The organism is Methanoregula sp. (assembly GCF_035543475.1).
Lineage (GTDB): Archaea > Halobacteriota > Methanomicrobia > Methanomicrobiales > Methanospirillaceae > Methanoregula.
The window spans coordinates 254956-268741 of record NZ_DATKKA010000023.1; the positions used below are offsets into that span (position 1 = coordinate 254956).

Sequence of the window (13786 nt, forward strand, 5' to 3'; positions counted from 1 at the left end):
AAATATTATGCACTAAAGCGTTTATCAATTAGTATTATCATGACCGCCTATGGCGTTTCGAGTATGTTTTTCCACGAGTACACCTCAGCGGAGATCTTCGCAAACGTCTCGCGGTCGGGTCTCGGCGGGATCGAGTACTGGCTGGAGACGCCCCATTTCTGGCTTCGGGATCTTCCGGCGGATGAGGTGACCGCCTGCCGCCGGGCACACCCGGAGATTGCCACCTTCTCCGTCCATGCGCCGGTCCTTGACCTCAACCCCTGCTCTATCAATCCCGATGTGGCAGAGGTCTCGGTTGCATGGGCGGCGAGGTCCCTTGCCCTGGCCCAGACGCTCGGGGCCGGGATCCTCACCGTCCACCCCGGCAGGAGGACGGCAAAGCGCCCTCCCGGCGAAGCTGATCGTGCCCGGTTCGATCATTACCTGTCTGCACTCCGGGAGGCGGCCCTGAAAGACACGGTCACCGTTGCCATGGAGAATATGGAACCGGCGGTGAACGCCCTTATCTGCACTCCGGAACGGATGCGGGAAGTGCTTGATGCTGAGCCCTGGCTGAAATTTACCCTCGATACATCCCATGCCCTCGCAGCCTCCGAGGGAACCGTCATGGAGTACCTCAGGCTCTGCGGAGACCGGCTCGCAAACGTGCACCTCAGCCGGGCCACCGGGGGCAGGCTTCATCTCCCGCTGGACAGGAGCCCGGTGATGGAACGGATCCTTACTTCGCTCCGTGATCACCACTATCATGGCCCCCTGATGCTCGAGATCGATGATCTCAACTTCCCGCACCCGCTCTCCGCGGAGGAGAAATGCACCATCCTCGCCCGCGATCTCACCTTTATGCGGGATTGCATGGAACCCGACTGAGCTGTTTTGTCCGTCGTCCGTTGGTTTTATCTGATCCCCATCCCCATATGTGCTGTAGATTCCGACTATGAACCAAGGATGCTGGCGTGCCTGCGGACGGCGTGAAAGAGGATGATTGAGGACTTTTTATATCTCCTGCTCTTTATCATCTGCATCCTGCTCTCTGCGTTCTTCTCGAGCTCGGAAGTCGCCCTGATCTCAATCACCAAAGCGCGGGTGCGGACGCTTGTTAACGACAAGAAACCCGGTGCAGCCGCCCTTGCCTGCCTGAAGGAAAACCCCGATCACTTTCTCACCACGATCCTCATAGGGAATACCCTCGCCAACATCGCTGCCGCGTCCATCGCAACAGCGATTGCGATCAGCACCTTTGGTAACATCGGTGTCGGGATTGCGACCGGTGTCGTTACCCTCGTCCTTTTAGTCTTCGGTGAGATCGGCCCCAAGATCTATGCATCCCGGGCTCCGGATACGTTCCCCCGGGCCGTTGCCCCCGTAATACTCTTCCTTTCCCGCCTGCTCTCTCCCGTCATCTGGGTGGTTGAACGGGTAAGCCCGTCTCTTGGCGTGGGAAAAGATGCGGCAGAACCGGCCGTTACCGAGGATGAGATCAAGGAGTGGATCGATGTGGGGAAAGAAGAGGGCACCATCGAGCAGGACGAAAAGGATATGCTGTACTCGGTGCTCGAGTTCGGGGATACCATGGCCCGGGAGATCATGACCCCCCGGGTGGATGTGATCGTGATGGAGGACACCACGGCACTCGGTGATGCGATCCGGATCTTCAACGAGACCGGGTTCTCCCGTATTCCCATCTACCACGACCAGATCGACAACGTCACCGGCGTCCTCAATGTCAAGGACGTCTTCTCGGCACTAGTCTCGAACCGCAAGGACCTCTCGATTAAAGAGATCATGTACGACCCGACCTTTGTTCCCGAGACAAAGAAGATCGATGATCTCTTAAAGGAACTTCAGGTCCACCGGGTCCAGATCGCGATCGTCATCGACGAGTACAGCAGCTTTGTCGGCATCGTCACGGTCGAGGATATCCTGGAGGAGCTGGTCGGAGATATCCGGGACGAATATGACCGGGAGGAGCCCGATGTGCAGAAGATTGCTGAGGGCGTCTATGTGCTCGACGCCCAGATGTGGGTGGACGATGCAAACGAAGAACTCGGCCTGGATCTTCCCATGGACGAGTCCTACGAGACCGTTGGCGGCCTTTTGATCGACCGGCTGGGCCACCTCCCGCAGCACCCGGGAGAGAAGGTGGAGATCGGGAACGGGAGGATCACTCTCGTGGTCATGCAGATGCACGGTCGGCGGATCGTGAAGATCAAGTGTGTTGTCCGCCCGGAGAGAAAGGATGGGGAAGAATCCCGGTGAGGGTGGATGCATGGCTAAACGGATTGTTGTGGTTGCATCAGGAAGGGGCTCGAACTTCCAGGCAGTGATCGAGTCCGTGCAGCGGGGATGGATTGGGGGGACCTGCGTGGCACTGGTCACCGACAACCCCAGGGCATACGCGATCGAGCGGGCACAGGCCGCCGGCATCCCGGTGGTCATTGTTGATTACAGCCGGTTTGCTTCACGGGAGCTGTACGAGCAGGCGCTCCTTGCCGCACTCCGGGAAGTACGGCCCGATCTCGTTGTACTCGCCGGCTACATGCGCATCCTCGGGTCTGCGATCGTGCGGGAGTATGCCGGCAGGATGATCAATATCCACCCGGCGCTCCTTCCCAGCTTCACCGGCCTCCACGCGCAACGGCAGGCGCTCGAACATGGGGTCAAACTGGCAGGCTGCACTGTCCATTTCGTGGACGAGAGCCTGGACGGGGGACCCATCATCCTCCAGCGCTGCGTCCGGGTGATGGATGACGATGACGAGGACACGCTCGCAGAGCGGATCCTTATCCAGGAACATATTGCCCTGCCCGAGGCCATCCGGCTTTTCTGCGAAGATTGCCTTTCCATTGAGGGCCGGAAGGTCAGGATCCGGTAGCCGGCGCTGATCTTTTCCGGGGCCCCTCTTATATATACCACGGGCGCGGATAGTATGACACCTGCAGGGCAGGGATGCGGCCATGAAGGACAAGAAGCGCCCCTCCTCCGTAAAACCCCTGGCACGGGAGCGTATCGCGGTACTCTTTTCAGAGGCGGAAAAAGTATTTTGCGAGGATCCTGCTTACAGTGACCGGTACGTGGAGCTTGCCCGGAAGATCTCCATGAAGGAGCGGGTCCGGATCGATCGCGAGTACCGGCGCCAGTTCTGCCACCACTGTTCCCGGTATCTTATGCCCGGGGCAAACATGCGGGTGCGGGTGCACCCCGGGTGGGTGTCGGTCACCTGCCTGTCCTGCAAAAAGACGACCCGGTACCGGGTGGAGAAGAAGCATGTCAACACATCATGATCCTGCGATGCAGGATCTCAGGCCAACGGTCTGGATTGGAAAGCAGGGCTGTACTGAAGCAACGATCGAAGAGATTGCCGCCCAGCTCAAGAAGCGCAAGGTCATCAAGGTAAAATGGCTCCAGAACACCGAAGTTGACCCGGAAGCGGTGGCAGCAGCAGCCCGCGCGGCACTTCTTGGGGTCCGGGGAAAGACCATGGTTCTTGCAGAACGCGGGAAAAAAGAGAAGAAATAGTCCTTTTTTTGTAGTCCGGACACCCTGTACCGGTACCTCGAAATATATAAAAACCTCGCTACCCAATAAGTTAAGACTGTTATTTAGTTTTAAATACAGTGAGGACTAGTCATGACGACCGTATATGATGTCCCGGCCGACCACCTCATCAGGAAGGTTGCCGAGGAGCTCAGGAAGCGGCAGGAGATCAAGCCGCCGGCATGGGCTGCCTTTGCAAAGACCGGGGTGCATAAGGAGATGCCTCCCGAGGATCCCGACTGGTGGTTTACCCGGGCAGCAGCAGTGTTAAGACGCGTCTATGTCGACGGCCCCCTGGGTGTCGAACGGATGCGGAGTTTCTATGGCGGAAGCAAGAACCGCGGCTCCAAACCGAATGCTTTCCGGAAGGGCAGCGGCTCGATTCTGCGAAAAGCCCTCCAGCAGCTGGAGGCCGCAGGCCTGATCATCCACGACAAGACCGGCCGCAGGGTTTCTCCTGCCGGCATGGCGTTCCTGGACAACATGGCCCAAGAGGCACTCACCCACCCGCCGGCCCCGATCCCGAAGAGGGCAAAGCCGGTCGCCGAGGAGCCCAAGAAGGCAGAACCCGGCAAGAAGGGCGGCAAGGCGCCAAAGGGCGAGAAGGCCGAGAAGTCCGACGATGCGAAGGCCGAGAAGAAGCCTGCCGCAAAGAAGGGCGAAGGCAAGAAAGATAAAGCTGAAGGCAAGAAGCCTGAAGCATAAGACTGGTGACATTCCATGGGAGACGACGAGCTGAGTGAGATCCGGAAGAGAAGGATGGCACAACTCCAGCAGCAGGCAGGCCAGCAGCAGGAGGAACTCGAACAGCAGCAGCGTCTCAAGCAGCAGATGCAGATGGTAATGATGCAGATTCTCGAGCCTGACGCACGGGAACGCCTCAATACGATCAAGCTGACCAAGCCGGATTTTGCTGGTGCCGTGGAACAACAGCTGGTGATGCTTGCCCAGAGCGGGCGTCTCCGGCAGAAGATCACCGATGCACAGTTAAAAGAGCTGCTCCGGCAGCTTGCGCCGGCAAAACGGGATTACTCGATCACCAGAAAGTGATGAAAGCAGGAGTGCTTTACAGCGGCGGGAAGGATAGTTCCCTTGCAGCAATCATGCTGGGTACGTATTTCGAGGTCGAACTCAACACCTTTGTGTTCGACCCCGCCCGCCTAATCCCGTCAATAGAACGTGCCGCGCAGGCGCTGGGGTTCCCGTTGAAAAAACGGGTATTTCCCCATGGTATGGCAGAAGAGATGGCAGAGATGGTAATTTCGTGCGGTTATCCCAACGATGCGATCAACCGCATCCACCGGACTGCCATCGAGACCCTTGCCGGTGAGTACGAGGTTGTCGGCGACGGCACCCGGTTTGATGACCGGGTCCCGATGCTCACCAGGGAGCAGGTGCAGAGCATCTGCGGCCGGACCGGGCGCACGTACGTGCGCCCCCTTCTCGGCTATATGCGGACCGACGTCGACCGGCTGGTTGACCGGTTCCTCCTCGTGGAGTACGGGGAGACCGGGACGATCGCAAACGGCGACTACGAGTCCGAGATCCGGGCGGCCGTCCGTGCCCGCGGGGCCGATCCCGCCGCCCTCTTCCCCCCTCATCACGAGCAGTCGCTTGTTGTGGGAACAAAGAAGGCCATAAACAACTAGGTGAAGAACATGAGCAAGCTCAGCAAAGGAAGGAAGGTCCGGCTCGCCAAGGCATGCGACCAGAACCGGCGCGTGCCCCAGTGGGTCATGATCCGGACCAAGAGGGCTGTGGTGAACCACCCCAAGAGACGCAACTGGCGCAGAAGCAATCTGAAGGTGTAATCATGGCAGAGCAGATGAAGGAACACATCTACATTATCCCCCTCCGGGACGCCCGCAGGATGCCCCGGTGGAAGCGTGCCAATGGCGCGATCAAGGATATCCGCAAGTACCTTGCCAAGCACATGAAGACCGAGAACGTGAAGCTTGACAAGACCATCAACGAGAAGGTGTGGAGCAGGGGAGCCGAAAAACCGCCCTCAAAGATACGCGTCCGCGCCATGAAGATGGAAGACGGGCAGGTCCAGGCGGAACTTGCCCCGGAATCGTAGGCATATGGAACGCACCACGAACTTTACCGGGGATCCCAATATCGGGGTCTTTGCCCGGGTAGCAGGCGATATTGCGGTGATCCCGCCGGATGCCCCGGAGGAGTTCCGGGCGGCAGTAACGGAAGCGCTCGATGTCGAGCTGGTTGTTTCCACGATCCAGGGCAGCTCCATTGTCGGGTCGCTCGTGGCCGGGAACAGCCGGGGGCTGGTAGTCTCCGGCCTTGCGACCGAACCCGAGCGTGCGGTACTCTCCGAGTACCGCAAGGTGATGCTCCTCTCCGAGACGATGAACGCGGCAGGTAATGTGATCATGGCCAATGACTCGTTTGCCGCGGTGCATCCGGATCTTCCGGCAGATATTGCTGCAAAGATCGGGGAGTTCCTGGGCGTTGAGGTGATCCACCTGACGCTTGGGGGTGTACGGACGATCGGCATGGCCGGTGTTGCAACCAACAAGGGTGTGATTGTCCACCCGCGGGCAACGGCTCAGGAGATCGCCCGGCTCGAAGCAGTGGCCAAAATTCCGGTCGGCACCGGGACGATCAACATGGGCAGCGGTCTCGTGGGCACCGGCCTTCTCGTGAACGACAAGGGATACCTTGCCGGCAACGCGACGAGCGGGTTTGAACTGGGCAGGGTCGAGGACGTATTTGGATTTCTGGAGTGAGAATTATGGCAGCAGAGCAGAAGTTTGAAGTGAAAGGAACTTTCTTAATGGGCGAAGACTGGATGCCCTACACGAAAGTGATCGAGGCACCCAATGCAAAGCAGGCCGAAGAGCGTGCCTTTGCAACCATCGGGAGCAAGCACAACCTCAAGAGACGCTACATCAAGGTCTCCGGCGTTACGCCGGTCAAAGCAGAGTAAATCTTTTCTTTTTCACGGAGCCCGGTGATTGTCACCGGGAGATCCGGGAACTTTCGTGAATCTGTGGGTCTGATAATATCGTGGGGGCTGTCGCCCCCACACCCCTACAAACGATGCTCCCCGCCGTGCCCCGTGAGGGGCCCTGAGGCAGGGAGGACTCATATAAATATTCTAGGAACCCTTCACCGCGAGAGTCATCACAATATCCTTTTTCAGATCATCCCCGGCCCTATCCCACCCTCATCGTTCTGGTAGTCCGGATGGATCTCCTGCCGGACCACCAGCGCCAGGGCAAGGATGATCAGGCCCAAGACAAACGAACCGAAGAAAGCGAGGTCAAAACCGGCCGTTGCTACCTTTATCTGCAGGTCGACAGGGGACTCCATCGTCACGTTATGATTTGCCGCGATCGAGACAATCCCCCATAAAAAGATTAGGTTGAACAGGGCGATCCCCATTGTGAGCGGGACAAAGCGCTCGAGACTGGTGAGGCTCGAGACCATGCCCTGTTTTGCTTTTGCCACCGAGTTCATCACCAGGTTCGAGGCCGGGGTAATGACGAGGCCCAGCCCTAGGCCGATAAGAACCAGGCAGATCACCACGTACCCCACCGGCGTATCGGGGTGGAGCTGCATGATGAAGAAATAGCCGGCGCAGAGCAGGATACCGGCCCCGATACAGAGCAGTCGCGGTCCGGTCCGGTTGAAGAGGAGGCCGGCGAGGATGCCTGCCCCCATCATCGCAAAGGAGAGCGAGGTCATGACAAGGCCGGCGGTGGAGGTGTCGTAGGCGCTGATATACTTGAGGTAGAACGGCAGGAGGTAGTTGATCCCGGCAAAACTGAAAAAGACGAGCGAGAGCAGGAGGTTGACGGCAAGGAAGTTCCTGTTCCTGAAGAGCGAAAAATCGAGGAGCGGGTCGGCGATCCGGCATTCGTGGCGAACAAACCATGCGAGCGTCACCACGGCAAGGACGGCGAGACCAAGGATCACCGGCGAGGTCCAGCCCATCGTCTCCCCCTCCGAGACCACAAAGAGCAGGGAGGCAAGGCCGGTGAAGACCAGGACTGCCCCGGCCCGGTCGAAACCGGCCAGGGACCCTTCCCCATGGGATGCCGGGATCACCCTGGCGCCCAGCAGCACCGCCCCGATGCCAACCGGCACGTTGATGAAGAAGATCCAGTGCCACGAAAGGTACTGGGTCAGAAATCCCCCGATGGTCGGCCCCAGTGCCGTCCCCAGCCCGGCGAGCGTCATGACAATCCCCATCGCCTTTCCCCGTTCGCTCATCGGGATGTAGGCCGTGACCATCGCCGGTGCAATGGCCGTGATCATCGCCCCGCCGACCGCCTGCACCATCCGGGACCCCACCAGCAGGTTGAGTGAGTGAAAGAGGTCAGGGAGCGTACCGCAGGCAAGCGAACCCAGCGTAAAGATGACAAACCCGGACAGGAAGATCTTCTTAAAACCGATGATGTCCGAGATCTTCCCGAAGACCAGCACACAGCCGGCCATCACGAGCAGGTAGGCGGTAGCGACCCAGCTCACGGTCGTGGAAGAGACATGGAATGACTCGGAGATCGTAGGCAGTGCAATGTTGACAATGGTACCATCGAGACCTGCCATGAAGGTAGCAAGCGAGATGGAGAAGACCAGAAGAAAAAAACCGGATTGGGCGGTCCCTGTGCCGTACTCACGCATATGCAGGAGATTACCGCCCATCTGTCATGAGAATTGTGATCTGGTCTGGCATTGTGTGGGTGGGATAATGGTCCGGATGCAGATACGCAGAACGGGCAGAATCCGGCCGGGATAATGGGAGGAAATGATGTGCCGGAATGGGTTTTTTAGTCAGCACGAACCGCGTCTTATCAGGAGGTATTTATGCTCCCTGCGGACAAACATATCAGAAAGACCCGGCAACCCGGAGAAGAAGGGGAGACAGGAATCGTGGCAGCAGCACAACCCATGGACCAGCGTGAGATCGAGACACTCCAGTACTACTTGAAGGAATACGGACAGCAGGCAGAAGTCTTTGCCGGCCAGCTCGAACTGATGGAGAACGGGCGGATGGAAGCACTTGCCGCGATCGAGGCGCTGGAGGCGCTCGCCACATCCGAGGACAGGACCGTCCTCCTCCAGCTGGGCGGAGGGACGAGCCTGAGGGCAAAGGTCCTCGAACCGGAAAAAGTCCTCCTCAACATCGGCTCCGAAGTGATCCTCGAGAAGACCAACGCGGATGCGGTCGGGTATCTCAAAGACCGGATCACCGAGATGGAAGCCTCGCAGAAGAAGGTGGCCGAGGCGCTGGAGAAACTCCGTGTCCAGATGAACGAGATCGCAAAGCGGCTTGAGCAGGGATACCGGCAGGCCTCCGGTGCCGGCCCGGTCCCCCGCGGCCGCGACAGCGAAGACAACGATGAAGAATAAGCAATAGGAACCGCACGATATGTTTTCGGGGCTCAGGGAACGGCTGCAGGCTGCACGGGACCGGCTCGGCGCAAGCATCGGCGCAGCGGCGGAGGCAGCAAAGCCGGCAGCCCCGCCACAGCCGGTTCCACCCGCCGCACCCGGAAAGACCGGGGAGGTTCCCGCAGCAGGCCCGGTAAAGAACCCGACCCTTGCCGATAAAGTAAAGATTCTCATCATCGACCGTGAACTGGTGGTCTCGGAGAAAGACGTCGCCGATGCCCTTGCGGAACTGGAGATGACGCTTCTCGAAAGTGATGTGGCTCTTCCCGTGACCGATGCGTTAATTGCCGATATCCGGGCCGGCCTTGTCGGAAAACACCGCAAGATCGGGGAGTCCGTGGATTCTCTTGTATTCCACGCCCTCAAGTCTGCACTTTTAAACGTCCTTGGCACGGGTTTTGACCTCACTGCCTATATCAAATCCCACGAGCGGCCGGTCAAGATCCTCTTTACCGGGGTGAACGGGACCGGCAAGACCACAACGGTGGCAAAGATCGGTGCCTACCTCAAGAAGGAGGGATTTTCGGTCGTTATCGGGGCCGGAGATACGTACCGTGCCGGCGCTATCGAGCAGATCGGCGTGCATGCCGAACGGCTGGGCATCAAGGTGATCGAGCACCAGACCGGTGCCGACCCGTCCGCGGTGCTCTTTGATGCGGTGCAGTACGCCATGGCCCACAAGACCGATGTGGTACTTGCGGATACCGCCGGCCGGTTCCACACCAAGGCAAACCTCATGAGCCAGCTCGAAAAGATCCGGCGCGTGATGAAGCCCGATCTTATCGTGTACGTGGACGAGGCGGTCGCCGGGAATGATGCGGTGGTCCGGGCAGCGGAGTTTGACCGGACCGTGGGTGCTGATGCGATCGTACTCACCAAGGTCGACATGGATTCCCGGGGTGGGGCGGCGATCTCGATCGCCCACACCATAGGTAAACCCCTCCTCTTTCTGGGCACCGGGCAGGCATACGAGGATATCGTGCCTTTTGAGCCCGGGGCCGTTGTTGAGGAACTGCTCGGGGGTGCTTCCTGATGATGGACAGCCTCTCTGATGCGCTCAAGGACGCCCTCAAAAAGCTCGCCGGTAAGGCCGTGGTGGACCGTGCGGCAGTCGACGAGCTGGTAAAAAATCTCCAGCGGGCTCTCCTCTCGTCTGATGTGAACGTCAAGCTGGTCATGGAGCTCTCAAAAGCGATCCGGACCCGGTCGCTGGACGAGGAGCTGCCCAAGAACACCAATGTCCGGGAACATGTCCTGCGGATCGTGTACCAGGAACTGGTCCGGCTGGTCTATGCCACCGCGGACTTAAAACTTGAGCCGCAGGTCATCCTCATGGCCGGTCTCCAGGGGAGCGGCAAGACCACGACCACGGCAAAGATCGCCCGCTTCTTCCAGAAGAAGGGGATGAAGGTTGGCGTGATCTGTGCCGATACCTTCCGCCCCGGTGCCTACGACCAGCTTGTTACCCTCTGTGAAAAGATTAACGTGCCCTGCTTTGGCGATCCCAGGGCTACCGATGCACGGCAGATCGTCCGGGCTGGTCTTCTTGCCGTTAAGGACCAGGAGGTCATCATTGTCGATACCCAGGGCCGCCACGCACTGGAACCCGACCTGATCCAGGAGATTATCGACTTAAACGTGATCACGAAGGCCACCCACCGCTGGCTCGTGATCGATGCGGCACTTGGCCAGCAGGCAAGCGAGCAGGCCCGCCGGTTCCACCAGGCAATCGGGATCGACGGCGTGATCATCACCAAGATGGACGGCACCGCTAAAGGCGGCGGAGCACTTTCGGCCGTGGCCGAGACGAAAAGCGGGATCGTCTTCATCGGGGCCGGGGAGACGATCGAGGACCTCGAACGCTTCGACGCGAACGGTTTCATCTCCCGGCTCCTCGGCATGGGCGACCTGCAGGCCCTTGCCGAGAAGGTCCAGGAGGCCCAGGTAGCTACCGAGATTGACATGGATGCGATGATGAAGGGCCACTTCACCCTCCGCGACATGTACAAGCAGCTCGAGGCCCTCAACAAGATGGGCCCCTTAAAGCAGATCATGAGCATGCTCCCGATGGGGAACATGCAGCTCCCCGAGGGGGTCTACGATGTGACCAGCACCAAGATGGTCCGGTACCGGATCCTCATGGACTCGATGACGCCCCAGGAGCTCGACGACCCCTCCACCATCAACAGCTCCCGGATGCAGCGGATTGCCCGGGGTGCGGGGGGCACTCCCGAAGAGGTCCGGGAACTCTTAAAATACTACAAGATGATGCACAAGACCCTCAAGGGCCTGCGGGGTGCCGGTGGCGGAAAATTCAATATGCAGCGCCTGATGAAACGCTTCTCCGGAATGCAGTAAGATGACCTCGTTTGCCATTGTCGGGCACCTTGCCCGCACGAACGGGGATTTTTCCTTAAACGACCTCCCCGGGGCAGGGCGCATGGATGTGCTCTGCCGGTGCGTCAATACCTCACTCTTCCTCTCGCACGACCTGCGCCGGGACGTGGAGTGCTCCCTTGTCCTTCTGGGTGAACCCAAAGCCCCAAAGACGGTACTTTTCCGGGGGAACGGGCTCTGTTCGCTCTCTCCCGATGAACGGAGCGCGGGGGCGCTGATCAAAAAGGCGCTCTCCATCCCCTGCGGGAGCGAGTTCCGCGAAGCAGCGCCGGGCGTCTTTGTGAGAAACGGCGGGCTCGAACGGCTCCTTGCGGAGCAGGCATTTGCGGTGCTGGACGAGAACGGCACCGATATCCGCACGGTGCAGGCAATGCCGGGGGCGTTCCTTCTCTCCGACCACCAGAATTTCACGGAGGCCGAGGAGGCGCTCATAAAAGATGCATCCCGGTACTCGGTCGGGCCGGCCTGCCTGCATGCCGACCACACGATTACGGTACTCTCAAACGAGATCGACCGGAGGAAAAAAGGATGGAAATAAACGAACAGGTCGAAAAGATTCTCGCGTACGGGGACTGCTGCGATCACTGCCTGGGCCGCTTCTTCGGGAAGCGCTCGCATGGCCTCACGAACGATGAACGCGGGCGGGCGCTCAGGATTGCACGGGCACTTGCGGCCAACCAGCCGTACGAACGCTTCTCCGGTACCTGCTGGGTCTGCGGCAACTTCTTTGAGAGTGTCGCTGAATGGGCCGGGAAAGTTGCAACAGCCCTGGAAGGCCATGAGTACAAGACGTTCCTTGTCGGTTGCCGGGTCCCCCCGCTTATCGCGGAGAACGAGGAGATGGTCTGGAGTGATCTCTCCCTTGGGGAGCCCGAGCCGTTCAAATCCGAGGTGAACCGTGAAGTGGGAAAGGCGGTCTCTGCCATTACGGGAAAAGTCGTGGATTTCAAAAAACCCGATATTATCGCCCTGCTCGACCCCGCGTCCGGGATCGTGGATATCCAGGTCAATGCCCTGTTCTTTTACGGCAGGTACCAGAAGTTCGAGCGCGGCATCCCGCAGACGCACTGGAACTGCCGGACCTGCGGGGGTGCCGGTTGTGAGAAATGCAATTATACCGGCAAGCAGTACGCAGATTCGGTAGAAGAACTGATCGGGCGCCCGGTCATCGGACTTTTTGACGCGGAGGATGCCGTGCTGCATGGGGCTGGCAGGGAAGATATCGATGCACGCTGCGTGGGAACCGGCAGGCCGTTCATCCTGGAAATTGTGGCTCCAAAGAGCCGTTCTGTCGATCTGGCTGCCGTAGAAACGGAGATCAACCGGACGGCTGAGGGACGGGTTTCGGTTGCCCTCTCGCGCTGGAGCGACCGATCGGAGGTGGAAACCCTTAAATCAAGTAAAGCGCATAAAAAATACAGGATCCTGGTCGAGGTTGAGGGGCAGATACCCGCAGAAACGCTGGTAAATGCCCTGAATGCCTTAAAGGGCGTCACAATACAGCAGCGCACGCCCGAACGGGTCGCTCACCGGAGAGCAGATAAGGTCCGGGAGCGTAAAGTCCTGGATATCGAGTACGTGGGGGAACAGGACGGAAAGTTCATTCTTGAAGTCCTCGGCGAAGCTGGCCTCTACATCAAGGAACTCGTATCCGGCGATCAGGGAAGGACCACCCCAAGTCTTGCCGAGATCCTGCAGCGGCCGGCACACGTCACCAGCCTTGACGTTGTGCAGGTAGAAGGACCACAGGAGGGAGATTAAGAATGGCACACCACAACGGACCCAGAAAGAAAACAAGGTATAAGTTCAAGAAAGAATTGAGACAGCGCGGGCTGCCGCCGGTCACCTCCGTCATCCAGCAGTTTGAGGTGGGCGACAAGGTCCATATCGTTGTCAACTCAAGCGTCCAGAAGGGCATGCCCCACCGCCGCTTCCACGGGCTCACGGGCACCGTGATCGGCAAGCGTGGACGGGCCTGGATGCTCTCAATCCTCGACGGCAATGCGGAAAAAACCGTCATTGCGCGACCGCAACATCTAAAAGCACAAAAGTAAACTCAATTGTCAGGTGATTGGCATGAAAGTGAAGGGTATTCTTAGCGAAGAGAAGGTTACGCTCCCTGAACTCCGCGCCGCTCTTATGGGCGTGGAATCTGAGAGGATCGCTGCCGAGAAGGAGTTGTCCTATGAGTTCAGGCGGAGCATGGATCATGCCAATCAGCTTGCCAGGACCTCGCCCGAGAAATCCAAGGAGCTTGTGGAGAAACTCCTCAAGCTCGAGAAGATGAAGCCGGAGATCGCCTACCGTATCGCTAATATCATGCCCAAGAGCCGGGATGAAGTGCGGGCGATCTTCGCAAAAGAGCGCTTTACTCTCTCTCCCGAAGAGATCGATTCCATTATCGACCTGGTCATGGCACACTTCTGAGGTGTTTTTC

At 58.9% G+C, this 13786-nt stretch carries 20 protein-coding genes; 19 read left to right on the top strand and 1 reads right to left on the bottom strand.

Annotated elements, in window-relative coordinates; all coding sequences use genetic code 11:
- Positions 1-39: 39 nt before the first annotated feature.
- The 12 genes from VMS83_RS08815 to rpl18a all read left to right on the top strand — a co-directional run bounded on the left by VMS83_RS08815 (position 40) and on the right by rpl18a (position 6481).
- Positions 40-867, top strand: coding sequence for a sugar phosphate isomerase/epimerase family protein (locus tag VMS83_RS08815; RefSeq protein WP_325411900.1), 828 nt, complete (start codon positions 40-42; stop codon positions 865-867).
- Between the two features lie 111 nt (positions 868-978).
- The gene (locus VMS83_RS08820; RefSeq protein ID WP_325411902.1) at positions 979-2256 is read left to right on the top strand and encodes a hemolysin family protein; all 1278 of its coding nucleotides are present in this window, start codon (positions 979-981) and stop codon (positions 2254-2256) included.
- 10 nt (positions 2257-2266) lie between these two features.
- The gene (purN, locus tag VMS83_RS08825) at positions 2267-2872 is read left to right on the top strand and encodes a phosphoribosylglycinamide formyltransferase (protein WP_325411904.1); all 606 of its coding nucleotides are present in this window, start codon (positions 2267-2269) and stop codon (positions 2870-2872) included.
- Between the two features lie 82 nt (positions 2873-2954).
- On the top strand, positions 2955-3281 hold the full coding sequence (locus VMS83_RS08830) for a ribonuclease P (protein ID WP_325411906.1): 327 nt from the start codon (positions 2955-2957) through the stop codon (positions 3279-3281).
- Positions 3265-3516: a YhbY family RNA-binding protein gene (locus VMS83_RS08835; RefSeq protein ID WP_325411908.1), complete on the top strand. Its 252-nt coding sequence runs from the start codon at positions 3265-3267 to the stop codon at positions 3514-3516. Before VMS83_RS08830 ends, VMS83_RS08835 begins: the two co-directional genes overlap by 17 nt.
- A 111-nt stretch (positions 3517-3627) precedes the next feature.
- Entirely contained in the window at positions 3628-4239 is a 612-nt protein-coding gene (locus VMS83_RS08840; RefSeq protein ID WP_325411909.1) for a 30S ribosomal protein S19e, read from the top strand.
- A gap of 15 nt (positions 4240-4254) precedes the next feature.
- Entirely contained in the window at positions 4255-4584 is a 330-nt protein-coding gene (locus VMS83_RS08845; protein ID WP_325411911.1) for a DNA-binding protein, read from the top strand.
- Entirely contained in the window at positions 4584-5183 is a 600-nt protein-coding gene (locus VMS83_RS08850) for a DUF7411 family protein (protein WP_325411913.1), read from the top strand. The genes VMS83_RS08845 and VMS83_RS08850 overlap by 1 nt, the downstream gene beginning before the upstream one ends.
- 9 nt (positions 5184-5192) lie before the next feature.
- Complete coding sequence (locus tag VMS83_RS08855) at positions 5193-5345, top strand: 50S ribosomal protein L39e (protein WP_325411915.1); 153 nt, start codon at positions 5193-5195, stop codon at positions 5343-5345.
- A gap of 2 nt (positions 5346-5347) precedes the next feature.
- A complete protein-coding gene (locus VMS83_RS08860; RefSeq protein WP_325411917.1) occupies positions 5348-5614 on the top strand; it encodes a 50S ribosomal protein L31e in 267 nt (88 codons plus the stop codon).
- A gap of 4 nt (positions 5615-5618) precedes the next feature.
- Positions 5619-6281: a translation initiation factor IF-6 gene (locus VMS83_RS08865; RefSeq protein ID WP_325411919.1), complete on the top strand. Its 663-nt coding sequence runs from the start codon at positions 5619-5621 to the stop codon at positions 6279-6281.
- A gap of 5 nt (positions 6282-6286) precedes the next feature.
- Complete coding sequence (gene rpl18a / locus VMS83_RS08870; RefSeq protein WP_325411921.1) at positions 6287-6481, top strand: 50S ribosomal protein L18Ae; 195 nt, start codon at positions 6287-6289, stop codon at positions 6479-6481.
- Positions 6482-6693: 212 nt separating this feature from the next.
- Here the strand turns inward: rpl18a and VMS83_RS08875 are convergent, their stop codons facing one another.
- Positions 6694-8181 (bottom strand): DHA2 family efflux MFS transporter permease subunit, encoded by a 1488-nt coding sequence (locus VMS83_RS08875; RefSeq protein WP_325411923.1) that lies wholly within the window; start codon positions 8179-8181, stop codon positions 6694-6696.
- A gap of 183 nt (positions 8182-8364) precedes the next feature.
- On the opposite strand from VMS83_RS08875, the gene pfdA reads away from it, so the two are divergent.
- Genes pfdA through VMS83_RS08910 form a run of 7 tightly spaced genes read left to right on the top strand, consistent with a single transcriptional unit; the run spans position 8365 to position 13776 of the window.
- The gene (gene pfdA / locus VMS83_RS08880; RefSeq protein ID WP_325411925.1) at positions 8365-8910 is read left to right on the top strand and encodes a prefoldin subunit alpha; all 546 of its coding nucleotides are present in this window, start codon (positions 8365-8367) and stop codon (positions 8908-8910) included.
- A gap of 19 nt (positions 8911-8929) precedes the next feature.
- A complete protein-coding gene (gene ftsY / locus VMS83_RS08885) occupies positions 8930-9985 on the top strand; it encodes a signal recognition particle-docking protein FtsY (RefSeq protein ID WP_325411927.1) in 1056 nt (351 codons plus the stop codon).
- Positions 9985-11310: a signal recognition particle protein Srp54 gene (locus tag VMS83_RS08890; protein WP_325411928.1), complete on the top strand. Its 1326-nt coding sequence runs from the start codon at positions 9985-9987 to the stop codon at positions 11308-11310. Before ftsY ends, VMS83_RS08890 begins: the two co-directional genes overlap by 1 nt.
- 1 nt (position 11311) lies before the next feature.
- Positions 11312-11887, top strand: a complete 576-nt coding sequence (gene trmY / locus VMS83_RS08895; protein WP_325411930.1) for a tRNA (pseudouridine(54)-N(1))-methyltransferase TrmY — start codon at positions 11312-11314, stop codon at positions 11885-11887.
- Positions 11878-13110 (top strand): tRNA pseudouridine(54/55) synthase Pus10, encoded by a 1233-nt coding sequence (locus VMS83_RS08900; protein WP_325411932.1) that lies wholly within the window; start codon positions 11878-11880, stop codon positions 13108-13110. The genes trmY and VMS83_RS08900 overlap by 10 nt, the downstream gene beginning before the upstream one ends.
- A 2-nt stretch (positions 13111-13112) precedes the next feature.
- Positions 13113-13403 carry a 50S ribosomal protein L21e gene (locus VMS83_RS08905; RefSeq protein ID WP_325411934.1) on the top strand — a complete coding sequence of 97 codons (291 nt, stop codon included), beginning with the start codon at positions 13113-13115 and terminating at the stop codon, positions 13401-13403.
- 22 nt (positions 13404-13425) lie between these two features.
- On the top strand, positions 13426-13776 hold the full coding sequence (locus VMS83_RS08910) for an RNA polymerase Rpb4 family protein (protein WP_325411936.1): 351 nt from the start codon (positions 13426-13428) through the stop codon (positions 13774-13776).
- Positions 13777-13786 lie beyond the last annotated feature (10 nt).

Coding starts and splice junctions, on each gene's coding strand:
- VMS83_RS08815 (WP_325411900.1), top strand. CDS start 40: ATGACCGCCTATGGCGTTTCGAGTATGTTTTTCCACGAGTACACCTCA.
- VMS83_RS08820 (WP_325411902.1), top strand. CDS start 979: ATGATTGAGGACTTTTTATATCTCCTGCTCTTTATCATCTGCATCCTG.
- purN (WP_325411904.1), top strand. CDS start 2,267: ATGGCTAAACGGATTGTTGTGGTTGCATCAGGAAGGGGCTCGAACTTC.
- VMS83_RS08830 (WP_325411906.1), top strand. CDS start 2,955: ATGAAGGACAAGAAGCGCCCCTCCTCCGTAAAACCCCTGGCACGGGAG.
- VMS83_RS08835 (WP_325411908.1), top strand. CDS start 3,265: ATGTCAACACATCATGATCCTGCGATGCAGGATCTCAGGCCAACGGTC.
- VMS83_RS08840 (WP_325411909.1), top strand. CDS start 3,628: ATGACGACCGTATATGATGTCCCGGCCGACCACCTCATCAGGAAGGTT.
- VMS83_RS08845 (WP_325411911.1), top strand. CDS start 4,255: ATGGGAGACGACGAGCTGAGTGAGATCCGGAAGAGAAGGATGGCACAA.
- VMS83_RS08850 (WP_325411913.1), top strand. CDS start 4,584: ATGAAAGCAGGAGTGCTTTACAGCGGCGGGAAGGATAGTTCCCTTGCA.
- VMS83_RS08855 (WP_325411915.1), top strand. CDS start 5,193: ATGAGCAAGCTCAGCAAAGGAAGGAAGGTCCGGCTCGCCAAGGCATGC.
- VMS83_RS08860 (WP_325411917.1), top strand. CDS start 5,348: ATGGCAGAGCAGATGAAGGAACACATCTACATTATCCCCCTCCGGGAC.
- VMS83_RS08865 (WP_325411919.1), top strand. CDS start 5,619: ATGGAACGCACCACGAACTTTACCGGGGATCCCAATATCGGGGTCTTT.
- rpl18a (WP_325411921.1), top strand. CDS start 6,287: ATGGCAGCAGAGCAGAAGTTTGAAGTGAAAGGAACTTTCTTAATGGGC.
- VMS83_RS08875 (WP_325411923.1), bottom strand. CDS start 8,181: ATGCGTGAGTACGGCACAGGGACCGCCCAATCCGGTTTTTTTCTTCTG.
- pfdA (WP_325411925.1), top strand. CDS start 8,365: ATGCTCCCTGCGGACAAACATATCAGAAAGACCCGGCAACCCGGAGAA.
- ftsY (WP_325411927.1), top strand. CDS start 8,930: ATGTTTTCGGGGCTCAGGGAACGGCTGCAGGCTGCACGGGACCGGCTC.
- VMS83_RS08890 (WP_325411928.1), top strand. CDS start 9,985: ATGATGGACAGCCTCTCTGATGCGCTCAAGGACGCCCTCAAAAAGCTC.
- trmY (WP_325411930.1), top strand. CDS start 11,312: ATGACCTCGTTTGCCATTGTCGGGCACCTTGCCCGCACGAACGGGGAT.
- VMS83_RS08900 (WP_325411932.1), top strand. CDS start 11,878: ATGGAAATAAACGAACAGGTCGAAAAGATTCTCGCGTACGGGGACTGC.
- VMS83_RS08905 (WP_325411934.1), top strand. CDS start 13,113: ATGGCACACCACAACGGACCCAGAAAGAAAACAAGGTATAAGTTCAAG.
- VMS83_RS08910 (WP_325411936.1), top strand. CDS start 13,426: ATGAAAGTGAAGGGTATTCTTAGCGAAGAGAAGGTTACGCTCCCTGAA.